Genomic DNA, 12,814 nt, shown 5'->3' on the forward strand with positions numbered 1-12,814 from the left:
CCTGTTTTTCCGGCATGACGTTCTTTTCTTACATCGAACTCAGGTTATTAAGGTCGCATAGAAATAAATAGACCACCTGGGCAACAAGCGGTGTCTTCATAGTGCTTTATAGGAGCCATTTGTGAAGACACAAGTGGTGGCGAAATGTCGAAACATACGCCCTGCGACTTAAGTAAGTAACCCTAAAAAATTAGTATCCCAAGGTTTTAAGCATCGACTCCTCTTTTTGCTCTTCAGCAAACACACGAGTAACAATATTGCCGTTTTCATCATGGTCTACCAACACGTGCTTGGGCGCAGGAATGAGGCAATGCTGAATGCCTCCATAGCCGCCCAGCGACTCTTGATACGCTCCCGTGTGGAAAAAGCCAACGTATAGGTTTTCATCTTCTTCAATAAGAGGCATAAATACCTCAGAGGTATGGGCTTCTGAATTGTAGTAGTCCATACTGTCGCAGGTCAGGCCGCCCATATTCACTTTGTGGAAGGGGTGATCCCATTTGTTGATCGCCAGTAAAATATACTTTTGATTGAGGCCCCAGGCATCGGGCAAATGAGTGATAAATGAGCCGTCAATCATGTACCAAAGCTCCTTATCGTTTTGTAATTTTTGATCGAGTACGGAATAGATATGAGCACCACTTTCGCCCACCGTAAAGCTTCCGAATTCAGTGACTATATTTGGCACTGGCACATTACTTTTGTTGCAGATCCACTGAATATTCTCTACAATCTGCTCGACCATATATTCGTAGTCATACTCAAAGGCCAGAGAGGTTTTTATGGGGAATCCGCCACCAATATCTACCGTATCCAGTGTAGGGCAAATCTTCTTTAATTCGCAGTATTTGTACATAAACCGGCTTAGCTCACTCCAGTAGTAGGCCGTATCTTTAATGCCCGTATTAATAAAGAAATGGAGCATTTTTAGTGTGGCCTGCGAGCCTTCTATTTGTTCTCTGTACAAGTCTTTAATATCGCTGTAGCGAATTCCCAAACGGGAGGTGTAAAACTCAAAGTTAGGTTCCTCATCGGCTGCCACCCGAATCCCCACTTTAAAGTCGCCCTTAATGTTCTCCTTGTAAAAATCTAGTTCATTAAGGTTGTCCAGAATAGGTACACAGTTTTTAAAGCCATCGTTAATGAGTTCGCTAATATATTGGGTGTACAACGGACGCTTGAAACCATTGCAAATCACCAATATATCCTTATCGATTTTTCCCTTCTTGTGAAGGCTCCTGACAATGGGAATATCAAAGGCTGAGGAAGTTTCAATTTGGCAACCATTCTTAATGGTTTCGTCCAACACAAAGCTAAAGTGCGAAGATTTGGTACAGTAGCAGTACGTATAGGTACCCTGATACTTATTTTTCTTTATAGCTTTTTCGAACCACTTTTTGGCCAGTTGAATGTTCTGAGAAATTTTAGGCAGATAGGTAATTCTCAGAGGAGTGCCATGTTCTCTAATAATCTCTTTGAGAGGTATGTCATGAAACTCCAGATACTTGCCGTTTACTTTAAATTCTTTGGTAGGAAAATCAAAGGTCTGGTCAATTAGATCGTAGTAACTCTTCATTGATAAAACTCTGTGTAAAGACGAAGCACAAATATTGCAACAAATTACGAGATGCAAAGATGTGCGAAATTAAAAAAGCACTAAGATTTTCTCAGGCGTTAAAATACAAGGTCAAAGTTAACCGAAATGCACAGAAATTAGCATTTTTGCATAAAACTGAATACTATAGCATTATGTCCAATTCACCCATTTCAGCATTTATAGAAAAACACTACCGCCACTTCAATGCCGCAGCTCTGGTAGATGCCGCCAAAGGCTATCAACTGCACTTGGCCGAAGGAGGCAAAATGATGGTTACACTGGCAGGAGCCATGAGTACCGCTGAACTAGGGCTAAGTCTGGCTGAAATGATCAGGCAAGACAAAATAGATATTATATCCTGCACAGGGGCCAACCTGGAAGAAGATATTATGAACCTGGTGGCTCACTCGCACTACAAAAGAGTGCCCAATTACAGAGACTTGACCCCTCAGGAAGAATGGGATCTTTTAGAACAAGGCCTGAACCGGGTAACCGATACCTGCATACCGGAAGAAGAGGCCTTCAGAAGGCTTCAGAAGCATATTCACTACCAGTGGAAGAAAGCTGAAGATGCCGGAGAGCGCTACTTCCCACATGAATACATGTATAAAATGTTGTTGTCGGGCGATTTGGAGCAATACTATGAGATAGACCCAAAAAACAGTTGGATGCTGGCTGCAGCCGAAAAAAACCTACCCATTGTTGTGCCCGGTTGGGAGGACTCTACCATGGGGAACATCTTTGCTTCTTACTGTATAAAAGGAGAACTAAAGGCTTCTACCATAAAATCAGGTATCGAATATATGGTGTGGTTGGCCGACTGGTATAAAAACAACTCAGAAGGTAAAGGAGTAGGCTTTTTCCAGATTGGTGGAGGAATTGCCGGTGACTTCCCCATATGTGTTGTGCCAATGATGTATCAAGATTTGGAGATGCACGATATACCTTTCTGGAGCTATTTCTGCCAAATTTCAGATTCAACCACCAGTTATGGTTCTTACTCCGGTGCCGTGCCTAACGAAAAAATCACCTGGGGTAAGCTCGATATCGATACCCCCAAGTTTGTGGTAGAGTCAGATGCCACCATTGTGGCTCCACTTATGTTTGCCTACATATTGGGTTGGTAACTTTCATAAAACCATGAGAAAGATAAGGCTAGTCGAAGTTCGTTCCGAAATTGCCGCAGGCACTCGCGGAGCGAGCATGGGCATTGATGCCATGAAAATCGCGAGTATCAAGCGGCACTCCGATTTTTTTATGCGCTTTGAACCGGTGAGCATACAAGATGAAAACCGTTTGCTTTTTCGCGAACCACAGTATGCTTTTGCCAAGTATGCCGAAGGAGTATATACCATGGTAAACCGGGTATGCCAGAACATTGCCGACCTAAGAACTGAGGGGCTATTTCCTATTGTGTTGGCCGGAGATCACTCTACGGCAGCAGGCACTATTTGTGGCATTAAAAAAGCACACCCCGAAAAGAGACTTGGAGTTATTTGGATAGACGCCCATGCCGATTTTCATTCGCCATATACCACACCATCGGGCAATATGCATGGCATGCCCCTGGCAATGGTTACTGCTACCGACAATGAGGAGTGCGAGAGCAATGATGTGGAAGAAGAGACTGAAGCTATTTGGGAGCGGATAAAGCAAATAGGAGCCAACGGGCCCAAAATAAGCCCTTCTGATATTGTATATATAGGCGTACGAGATACGGAAAAAGCCGAAGACCACCTGATTGAAAAATTTGGCATAAAGAACTTTACGACCGAAGAGCTAAACGACAAAGGAGTGGTTACCGTGGCCAAAGAGGCTCTTCAACTCCTCAAAGATTGTGATCAAATCTACATTTCTTTCGATGTAGACAGTCTGGATACATCCGTTTCTACCGGCACAGGAACCCCCGTGCCCAATGGGCTCACCAAAGAGCAGGCTTTTGAGCTAAATCAGGAGTTGATTAAAGATAAAAGGGTTTGTTGTTGGGAAATTGTAGAGGTGAACCCAACTTTGGACACTGAAAACAAAATGGCCGAAATAGCATTCGAGATTTTAGAGGCCACAACCGATTCGCTGATAGAGAATTTCTAACTAATGGAGCAAGCAATTAAGCAGGGTATAGCTGAGGCACTCGAAACACTGTATTCACACCAACTGGCGACTGAAGATATAGCTCTTCAGCCGACCCGTAAAGAGTTTGAAGGTACCTACACCTACATCACCTTTCCGCTGAGCAGAGTGTCTCGAAAAGGACCGGAAGAAACTGGAAATGAAATTGGAGAATACCTGGTAAAGCATTGCAAGGCAGTTTCTGCCTACAATACCGTTAAAGGGTTTCTGAATATATCTGTTTCTGAGAGCTCTCAGGTACAGCAATTTGCAGCCATGTTCAATGGCCAAAGCCCTACAGATTCGCCTGTCTTCCACATGGCTCCAACAGGTAAAACTGTGGTTGTAGAGTACTCTTCGCCTAATACCAACAAGCCTTTACACTTAGGGCATTTGCGCAATAACTTTTTGGGTAACTCGGTGGCGCGTATACTGGAAGCAGCCGGAAATAAGGTGGCTAAAGTACAGATTATCAACGATCGTGGAATCCACATCTGTAAGTCTATGCTCGCCTGGCAAAAGTTTGGCAATGGCGAGACCCCTGAATCCTCAGGTATAAAAGGTGATCACTTAGTGGGCAAATACTACGTGGAGTTCGATAAAGCCTATAAAGCTGAAGTGGCTGAGTTGGTAGCCGGTGGAATGGACAAGGAGCAGGCAGAGAAGGAAGCCCCTATATTGCTCGAGGCTCAGGAAATGCTACGTAAGTGGGAAGAGAAAGACCCGGAGGTCTATGCCCTGTGGGAAACCATGAACGGATGGGTGTATAGCGGGTTCAATGCCACTTATGAGCGAATGGGAGTAGATTTTGACAAACTCTACTACGAGAGCGATACCTACCTTATTGGCCGCGACAGAGTGATGGAAGGGCTGGAGAAGGGAGTCTTCTTTAAAAAAGAAGACGGCTCAGTATGGGTAGACCTTACTGATGAAGGGCTTGATGAAAAACTGTTGCTTAGAAAAGACGGTACTTCCGTATACATGACCCAGGATATTGGTACCGCATTAATGCGATTTGACGATTTTCCGGGACTAAGCCAGCTCATATACACAGTGGGTAATGAGCAAGAATATCACTTCAAAGTACTCTTCCTTATTCTCAAAAAACTTGGTTATGAATGGGCCGATGCCTGTTACCATTTGTCTTACGGTATGGTAGACTTACCAACCGGCAAAATGAAGTCGAGAGAAGGCACCGTTGTAGATGCCGATGACCTGATTCAGGAAATGGTAGATACGGCAAAGGCTCGTACAGAAGAACTCGGTAAAATAGATGGCTTTACAGAAGAGCAAGCGGCCGAGCTGTATGAGAAACTAGGGCTTGGTGCCGTAAAATACTATCTAATGAAGGTAGACCCGCGCAAGCGCATGCTCTTTAACCCGGAAGAGTCCATTGAGTTTCAGGGCAATACCGGACCCTTCATCCAATACACCTATGCACGAATTAGTGCCATTCTGCGTAAGGCCTCTCAACTGGGGGTGTCCATGCAGAATATAGACTACGATGGGGTCAAAGAAATTCACCAAACAGAGAAAGACCTGATCTTTACCATAGGGCAGTTTAAGGAAAAATTACAACAGGCGGCCGATGCATATTCTCCGGCCGTAATGGCTCAGTATGCCTATGATATGGCCAAAGACTATAACCGCTTCTATACCGAACTCTCCATTTTCAATGAAGACGATGAAACTCTAATGCAGTTTAGGGTAGCTCTTTCTGCACTTACCGCAGAAACAATAAAAAGAAGCATGGGGTTATTGGGTATTGAAGTGCCTGAAAGAATGTAGTGTAGGAGGGAAGGTCCTGAGCTGCAAAGGATAGGCTTCAGTATCATAAAGACTACCACTATGAAGTACCTGAGTATAATATGGATCGTTTTACTGCTCCTAAAACCAACTGATATGACGTTTTACGACTTTGAACTAAAAGGAATAGATGGTAAAAAGGTTGACCTGAATGCATATAAGGGCAAGAAGGTTCTGGTGGTCAATGTAGCCTCGCGCTGTGGTTATACGCCCCAATATGAAGACCTGCAACAGTTGCATGAGCAATTTGGAAATAAGCTGGTGGTACTGGGCTTTCCGGCCAATGATTTTGGCGGACAGGAACCGGGCAGCAACGAAGACATAGTGGAGTTTTGCCAGACCAACTATGGGGTTAGCTTCCAACTATTTGAGAAGATTTCGGTAACCGGTAAAGACCGGCACCCACTCTATGAGTGGCTGGAAAAGCAAAGTGGTAAAGCACCCAACTGGAATTTCTGCAAATACCTGATTAGTGAAAAAGGTGAAGTACTGGCCTTTTACCCATCGGCTGTAAATCCACTTGACGAACAAATTACTTCTAAGCTGTAGGCATGAAAAAATGGCTCCAGGCATTCAGGCTTAGAACACTTCCTTTGGCGCTGGCATCCATAGGTATGGGAGCATTTTTAGCAGCCGCCTCTGGGCATTTCAATGCGTTAATATTTAGCCTTTGTGCGCTCACCACCATTCTGCTACAAATACTTTCTAATCTGGCTAACGACTATGGAGATACCGTACATGGTGCGGATGGAGCCGAAAGAACGGGGCCCAGTAGAGCGGTGCAAAGTGGCCTGATTAGTCAGAGGGCTATGCTACGGGCTATCATCGTTTTTTCTGTGTTGTCTTTGGCCAGTGGAGTGGCATTGGTCTATGTGGCTTTTGGAAGTTTCGGAGAGTTTTTCTGGTATTTTATGGGTCTTGGAGGCCTGTGTATTTTGGCGGCTATCACCTATACGGCTGGTAAAAGGCCCTATGGCTACGCAGGTCTGGGCGACATTAGCGTACTCATATTCTTTGGCTTTGTAGCGGTACTTGGGAGTGCCTTTTTGTACGAACAGCGCATTAACTGGAACTATATTCTGCCCGCACTAAGCGTAGGATTCTTTTCTGTAGCTGTGCTCAACGTCAACAATATTCGCGATATTGATTCGGACCGAAAGGCCGGTAAAAAGTCTGTTCCGGTACGCCTGGGGCGCAAAGCAGCAGTAACTTATCATAAGCTACTGCTAGGGCTTGGCTTGGTGTTTTCTCTGGTTTATGTGGCCACATATTTTGCTGCACCGCAGCAATTGTTGTTTGTGTTGGTGGCCCCTCTGTTGCTTATGAATGCCAGAGCAGTCAGTACCAAAACAGCATCCGAGCAACTAGATCCCTATCTGAAACAGATGGCTTTGAGTACTTTACTCTTTGTGCTACTGTTTGGCTTGGGGCAGCTGCTGTAAAGACAGTTGGTTTAAGTTTTGGTAATCCGGCCTCTCCTCGTTAATTTTAGGTGTTTCCACAGCGTATATGAGCACCAGAAAATCTTCCCAAATAGACCTTCAATGCCAGTTTTGTCAATCAAGAGGAGAGTCTCATTTTTCTGAATTGCCCGAAGACGATCTGGAAGTACTCTCTTCTCACAAGTCTTGTGTGGCCTATAAGAAGGGCCAAACCCTGTTCTATGAAGGAACACGGCCTATGGGCATTTTCTGCATTAATCATGGCAAGGTGAAGGTGTTTAAAATGGGTTCGAATGGGAAAGAGCAAATTCTGTTTATTGCTAAACCCGGAGACTTTCTGGGCTACCGCTCCTTGTTGAGCGAGGAATTTTACGGAGCCAGTGCTACTGTATTGGAGCAGGCAGCTATTTGTTTTATTCCCAAGAGCGATTTCTTCACCATCTTAAACCGCAACCCCGCATTCTTTCAAAAGCTTATGAAAGCAGTGTGTAAGGAATTGGGAGTAATGGAAGAAAAAATGGCTCAGTTGGCTCAGAAATCCGTTCGAGAACGTCTGGCAGCGACCATCATTATGCTCAAAGAAACCTATGGAATGGAAGGAGATGGAAGCGATGTGATAGACATTGCCCTTTCCAGAGAAGATTTGGCGAACATAGTGGGTACTGCCACAGAAACAGTAATTCGCTTACTTTCAGAATTTAAGTCTGATGGGCTCATTGCTCTCAAGGGTAAGAAAATTGAAGTGATTGACGCACAACGCCTTATTCATGAGGCCGATTTTTATGCTTAAGGAGCCACTACTTTAAGTCCCCTCTTCATTGTTGCCTTTACAGCAGCCAATCGCTTTGCTCTACTTATAAAAGCTATTTTCCGTGGTTCCCGGTACCTTCCGGTGGCTTGACGCATAAACATGACATTAATCATGTTTTCATCTGATGGCCGTCAATCCCGATGCTTCATAGCCCATTTACCTTTGATTACCCATTGAATTTAAGGCTAGTGAAGCATACCATTCTCATAGTGACCCTTCATTCGAACCGATTAATCCCTCTTTTGGAGGTTATGGAGGATATGCTCCACAAGTCTTATAAGAAATATATAAAGGCGTTTACTCTGGAGTTTGCCCACAAACCGGGGCAATTGGTAACAAGCGGTAAACCGGAGGCTGAAGGTATTGACTGGCTGGTGAACAGGGTAGAAGAAGACCTGAAGGTGGAAAAGTACGGAGCTCAATTGGGCCATGAGGTAGAGGTTTTTCATAGTGCGGCCAATGATTTTAGAATTGTTAGCCAAAGCACCGTAGCCGATTTGCTAGTGGTGGAGGTACAAGGGTATGCACAATATGCAAACGAATCGGGCCTTTGGCCACTGATTAAATCGGTGAGTTGTCCCGTGCTACTGTTGCCGCAATCAGTCAATGTGCAATGTCATGTGGCCGTACATGCCGCAGGCCAGTGTTCGGTACATATGATGAAGAGCTTTATAAAGCTATTCGGGACTCACTATCGTGAGCTGCCGCTTTCTTTGTTAATGACCGAGCCAGATAGTACTCTTCAGATGGAAAGCGAGCGGGTATTTATCAACTACCTGCAAATGTATTTTCAGAACCTGGGTGCTCAGCATGTGTATGACGACATAGCCAATAGCCTTTTCGACTATGTAAGTCGCGAGTGTAACAGCCCCTTATTGCTGGTAGACCAACAGGTAGGCAAAGTACTGATTGACCAGCCGGAAGCTAATCGGGTACTGATTGATCATCCCATTTTTATTTACAAAGACTAACCCATGGAAGCTATAGAAGTGAGGCAACAAACCAAGTGCTACCATTGTGGCGATGATTGCGGAGCAGAAACAATATCGGCCCAAGGTAAAAACTTCTGTTGTACCGGGTGTAAGACCGTATTTGAAATTCTGTCTGAAAACGAGCTTTGCGACTATTACACTTTGCAGGCCAGTCCGGGCATAAAGCAAAAGGATAAGACCGCCTTATTTGATTTTCTGGATAATGATGAGATTGTGCGTGGACTTCTGCAATATGCCGATGAAACTCATGCCAGGGTTAGTCTGGCCATACCCAATATTCATTGTAGTAGCTGTATATGGTTGTTGGAACACCTGAGTAGACTTAGTTCTGGTGTTGTCGATGCCAAGGTAAATTTTAGTGAAAGGCGGCTTACGGTCCATTTCCACCATCAGGAGTTGAGCCTCAGGCAACTGGCCGAGCTGCTCGATCGCATTGGTTATACCCCGGTATTCAATCTGGAAAAACAAGAGGATCAACAGAACCTCTATCAAAAGTTCGACAAACAATTGCTCATAAAAATGGGCATAGCTGGCTTTTGTTTTGGAAACGTAATGCTTTTGAGTTTTCCCGATTACCTGGGAATTTCTGAACTGGAAAAAGACTACCAGGTTTTCTTTCGCTGGCTCAATGTGCTGCTGTCATTACCTGTGATTTTTTATAGTGGATGGGACTATTTTACTTCTGCTGTTAAATCGCTCAGGCAACGATATGCCAATATTGACGTACCCATTGCACTGGGGCTGGCTGTGCTTTTTCTCAGAAGCTTTTATGAAGTAGCCTCCGCTACTGGGCCCGGCTATTTCGACTCGCTGGTGGGCCTTGTGTTTTTCCTGCTCATAGGCAAGTGGTTTCAAAACAGAACCTATCAGGCACTTTCGTTCGACAGGGATTATAAAAGCTATTTTCCGCTGGCTGTGTTAAAAAGAGAGGAGGAGGGCTACCGGCCTGTGGTGGTTAATTATCTAGTAAAAGGAGATGAGATGCTCATTAGAAATGGTGAGCTCATTCCGGCCGATTCAGTACTTATTGATGAGGAAGCTTTTATAGACTACAGTTTTGTAACCGGAGAGGCAGAGCCTATACAAAAAGGCAAGGGCCAATACATATATGCGGGAGGCCGAATTGTTGGTAAGCAAGCACGTTTTATTATTCAGAAACCCGTTTCGCAAAGCTATTTAACCTCGCTTTGGAATGAAGAAGGCTACCTGCAACGGGGGCAGCGCGTTAAGCTGGTAGATCGGGTAAGTCAGTATTTTACTCTGGTCATAGTAGCCATAGCCCTTGTGGCGGCTGTTTTCTGGCAGTTCAATGATGCAACCAAAACCTGGTTGGTACTTACATCGGTGCTTATTATTGCATGCCCTTGTGCTTTGGCTCTTTCTACCCCCTTCACCCATGGTAGTTTGTTGCGCATGTTGGGCAAGCATCATTTGTTTTTAAAGAATGCCGATGTAATTGAAGACCTGCAGCAGGTAGATACCATCATCTTTGATAAGACAGGTACCATTACTGACCCGAAAGTAAAGCACATCACCTTTGAGGGAGAAGAGTTAAGTGATGCCGAACAGGCCCTTGTGGCCGCGGCAGTTTCTAGCAGTACTCACCCGCTTAGTCGTTACGTCAAGGATTTTCTGAGGGCTCAACCTTCTGTTTATCAGATTGAGTCATTTAAGGAAGAGACCGGTAAGGGGATTGTTGCCGTAGTTAGCGGAGTGGAGTTAAGGTTGGGTTCAGCCCATTTTGTTGGGCTGGCCCACCGCAATTTACCACAACATTCGGAGGTACACCTGAGCATTGGTGGCCGGTATAGGGGAGTGTTCAACGTTAAAAATACTTATCGCTCCGGGCTTCGGACCGTAGTAGAAGACTTATCTGCAAAGTATAGACTTTTGGTGCTTTCGGGCGACAACGATCAGGAGAAGAAGGCATTGGAAAAAGTATTTCCACCATCTGCTTCAATGTATTTCGAACAAAGACCGGACGAAAAGCTGCGTAAGGTAAAGCAGCTTCAGCAAGAAGGAGCCTTTGTAATGATGTTTGGCGATGGACTGAACGATGCAGGAGCCTTAAAGCAAAGTGAGGTGGGAGTGGCCATTACGGAAGACGTTTCTTCTTTTAATCCTGCATGCGAAGCCATTATGGATGCCGATGCTTTTTCCAAACTTAGTAAACTTCTTGAGCTTGTTTTGGTGGGAAAACGGGTGGTAAAGGCTAGTATGGGCATTTCTCTTTTCTATAATTTGGGAGGAATAACCTTTGCCGTAATGGGTTTACTTACCCCACTGGTAGCGGCTATTCTAATGCCTCTCAGTAGTATTTCGGTGGTAGTTTTTACCACTTCAATGATCAGAATGTACGCTAAACAAAAAAGATTATAATATGTCGGTCATTCTTATTCTCATCATTACCTCTATAGTGGTAGCAACGGTCTTTCTCGGGGCATTTTTTTGGGCAGTAAAATCCGGGCAGTACGATGACACCTATTCGCCCTCCGTGAGAATGTTGTTTGACGAAAAGAAAAAAAGTAAAGGCAATGAATGATTTGAGTCTGTTGAGAAAGTATGATGTGCCCGTGCCCCGCTACACGAGTTATCCTACCGTACCCGATTGGAATACCGAAGTATTTCAAATAGAAGACTACAGAGAACGGCTGTTACAGGCATTTGCTAGTTACAAGGAAGATGGGCTGTCGCTCTACATTCATTTGCCCTTTTGCGAAAGCTTATGCACTTATTGCGGATGCAATACCCGCATTACTGTAAACCATGCTGTAGAAAAGCCTTATATAGAGGGACTTCTTAAGGAGTGGAGTATGTATCTCCATATTCTGCCGGATCGGCCCATTCTTAAAGAGCTTCATTTGGGTGGAGGCACTCCCACCTTCTTTTCTCCAGAGCATCTAAAGCTACTTTTGGAGGCACTACTGAAAACAGTGGTGCTGCATCCCGATTTCGAGTTTAGTTTTGAAGGGCATCCGGCCAATACAACTTATGCCCATTTAAAAGTGCTTAGAGAACTTGGGTTTAGTAGGGTGAGTTTCGGAATTCAAGATTTTGACCCCAAGGTACAGTTGGCTATTAATCGCTTGCAGTCTTTTGAGCAGGTGTGTGATGTAACCCGTTGGTCCAGAGAGCTGGGCTATGGTTCGGTAAACTTCGACCTTATCTATGGTCTGCCCTTCCAGACCCGGAAAAGTATTGAACATACTATAGAAAAGGTAGCTGAGCTAATGCCTGATAGAATTGCTTTCTACTCCTACGCCCATGTGCCCTGGAAGCGTCCGGGGCAACGAGCCTATTCTGAAAAGGATTTACCATCGGCTTATGAGAAACAACAACTCAACCAATTCGGACACAGGCAATTGTTGGCTCTGGGCTATGAGTTAGTAGGGATGGATCACTTTGCTTTGCCAGAAGATGAGTTGCTAAAAGCCATGAAGAATGGTAGGCTACATAGAAACTTTATGGGGTATACTACCAATCCCGGCAAACTACTTATGGGGTTGGGGGTGTCTTCTATTTCAGATATACATTTGGCCTATGCACAGAATGTAAAGAGCGTGGAGGGATACCTTAGCCAACTGAATGCGGGTAAACTTCCGTTGTTCAAAGGACATTTAATGACGAGCGATGATCTCAACATTAAATCGAAAATACTTCAGGTAGCTTGTCAGAAGAGTTTTAAAGAAGATGCCCTTCCGAAACAGTCTAAAAAATTGTTGGATGAGCTGATGGCAGATGGTTTACTGGTCAGTAAAGGGGAGGGTTATGAAATTAGCCAAAGCGGCAATCAGTTTTTGCGCAACGTGTGCGCACTTTTCGACCCACATTATCATTCAACTACCAAAAAAGAAAGGGTATTTAGCCAGTCTGTCTGACCAAACACCCCTAGTGTATTTATTCTAACTTTTAAATGCGGAAAATCCATGTAAACGCGGGCAAATGGATGGTTCATTTGGCCCGTGCATCATGGGTACAAACAACCTATCTTAATCGGAGTTCGATGTAAGGAAGTAGTAAAATGTCCCCCCCTTAGGACGTCATTGCGGAATTTTCC

The 12,814-nt window shown here is 44.6% G+C and carries 11 protein-coding genes; 10 read left to right on the plus strand and 1 reads right to left on the minus strand.

Annotated elements, in window-relative coordinates; translation table 11 throughout:
- Positions 1 to 190: 190 nt before the first annotated feature.
- Positions 191 to 1,576 carry an arginine decarboxylase gene (locus B3O12_RS16755; protein ID WP_189629432.1) on the minus strand — a complete coding sequence of 462 codons (1,386 nt, stop codon included), beginning with the start codon at positions 1,574 to 1,576 and terminating at the stop codon, positions 191 to 193.
- Positions 1,577 to 1,749: 173 nt separating this feature from the next.
- Here B3O12_RS16755 and B3O12_RS16760 point away from each other — a divergent pair, with 173 nt between their 5' ends.
- From B3O12_RS16760 to hemN, 10 genes are all read left to right on the plus strand, one after another.
- Positions 1,750 to 2,724, plus strand: coding sequence for a deoxyhypusine synthase family protein (locus B3O12_RS16760; protein WP_286757146.1), 975 nt, complete (start codon positions 1,750 to 1,752; stop codon positions 2,722 to 2,724).
- A 13-nt stretch (positions 2,725 to 2,737) separates the two neighbouring features.
- Positions 2,738 to 3,688 (plus strand): arginase, encoded by a 951-nt coding sequence (rocF, locus tag B3O12_RS16765; protein ID WP_189629434.1) that lies wholly within the window; start codon positions 2,738 to 2,740, stop codon positions 3,686 to 3,688.
- 3 nt (positions 3,689 to 3,691) lie between these two features.
- Complete coding sequence (gene argS / locus B3O12_RS16770; RefSeq protein ID WP_286757147.1) at positions 3,692 to 5,494, plus strand: arginine--tRNA ligase; 1,803 nt, start codon at positions 3,692 to 3,694, stop codon at positions 5,492 to 5,494.
- Positions 5,495 to 5,608: 114 nt separating this feature from the next.
- Positions 5,609 to 6,061, plus strand: a complete 453-nt coding sequence (locus tag B3O12_RS16775; RefSeq protein WP_308440963.1) for a glutathione peroxidase — start codon at positions 5,609 to 5,611, stop codon at positions 6,059 to 6,061.
- Between the two features lie 2 nt (positions 6,062 to 6,063).
- Complete coding sequence (locus B3O12_RS16780) at positions 6,064 to 6,954, plus strand: 1,4-dihydroxy-2-naphthoate polyprenyltransferase (RefSeq protein ID WP_286747439.1); 891 nt, start codon at positions 6,064 to 6,066, stop codon at positions 6,952 to 6,954.
- A 67-nt stretch (positions 6,955 to 7,021) separates the two neighbouring features.
- Positions 7,022 to 7,744 (plus strand): Crp/Fnr family transcriptional regulator, encoded by a 723-nt coding sequence (locus tag B3O12_RS16785; protein WP_189629438.1) that lies wholly within the window; start codon positions 7,022 to 7,024, stop codon positions 7,742 to 7,744.
- Positions 7,745 to 7,953: 209 nt separating this feature from the next.
- The gene (locus tag B3O12_RS16790) at positions 7,954 to 8,736 is read left to right on the plus strand and encodes a hypothetical protein (RefSeq protein ID WP_189629439.1); all 783 of its coding nucleotides are present in this window, start codon (positions 7,954 to 7,956) and stop codon (positions 8,734 to 8,736) included.
- A gap of 3 nt (positions 8,737 to 8,739) precedes the next feature.
- Positions 8,740 to 11,136, plus strand: a complete 2,397-nt coding sequence (locus tag B3O12_RS16795; RefSeq protein WP_286757148.1) for a heavy metal translocating P-type ATPase — start codon at positions 8,740 to 8,742, stop codon at positions 11,134 to 11,136.
- A 1-nt stretch (position 11,137) separates the two neighbouring features.
- Positions 11,138 to 11,299, plus strand: coding sequence for a cbb3-type cytochrome oxidase assembly protein CcoS (gene ccoS, locus B3O12_RS16800; protein ID WP_189629441.1), 162 nt, complete (start codon positions 11,138 to 11,140; stop codon positions 11,297 to 11,299).
- Positions 11,292 to 12,635, plus strand: coding sequence for an oxygen-independent coproporphyrinogen III oxidase (hemN, locus tag B3O12_RS16805; RefSeq protein ID WP_286757150.1), 1,344 nt, complete (start codon positions 11,292 to 11,294; stop codon positions 12,633 to 12,635). The genes ccoS and hemN overlap by 8 nt, the downstream gene beginning before the upstream one ends.
- Positions 12,636 to 12,814: the final 179 nt, after the last annotated feature.

Origin of the sequence: Roseivirga sp. UBA838 (assembly GCF_002296035.1) — a bacterium.
Taxonomy (GTDB): Bacteria; Bacteroidota; Bacteroidia; order Cytophagales; family Cyclobacteriaceae; genus Roseivirga; species Roseivirga thermotolerans.

Excerpts from the sequence above, each read along its gene's own strand:
- B3O12_RS16755 (WP_189629432.1), bottom strand. The coding sequence starts at position 1,576 with ATGAAGAGTTACTACGATCTAATTGACCAGACCTTTGATTTTCCTACC.
- B3O12_RS16760 (WP_286757146.1), top strand. The coding sequence starts at position 1,750 with ATGTCCAATTCACCCATTTCAGCATTTATAGAAAAACACTACCGCCAC.
- rocF (WP_189629434.1), top strand. The coding sequence starts at position 2,738 with ATGAGAAAGATAAGGCTAGTCGAAGTTCGTTCCGAAATTGCCGCAGGC.
- argS (WP_286757147.1), top strand. The coding sequence starts at position 3,692 with ATGGAGCAAGCAATTAAGCAGGGTATAGCTGAGGCACTCGAAACACTG.
- B3O12_RS16775 (WP_308440963.1), top strand. The coding sequence starts at position 5,609 with ATGACGTTTTACGACTTTGAACTAAAAGGAATAGATGGTAAAAAGGTT.
- B3O12_RS16780 (WP_286747439.1), top strand. The coding sequence starts at position 6,064 with ATGAAAAAATGGCTCCAGGCATTCAGGCTTAGAACACTTCCTTTGGCG.
- B3O12_RS16785 (WP_189629438.1), top strand. The coding sequence starts at position 7,022 with ATGAGCACCAGAAAATCTTCCCAAATAGACCTTCAATGCCAGTTTTGT.
- B3O12_RS16795 (WP_286757148.1), top strand. The coding sequence starts at position 8,740 with ATGGAAGCTATAGAAGTGAGGCAACAAACCAAGTGCTACCATTGTGGC.
- ccoS (WP_189629441.1), top strand. The coding sequence starts at position 11,138 with ATGTCGGTCATTCTTATTCTCATCATTACCTCTATAGTGGTAGCAACG.
- hemN (WP_286757150.1), top strand. The coding sequence starts at position 11,292 with ATGAATGATTTGAGTCTGTTGAGAAAGTATGATGTGCCCGTGCCCCGC.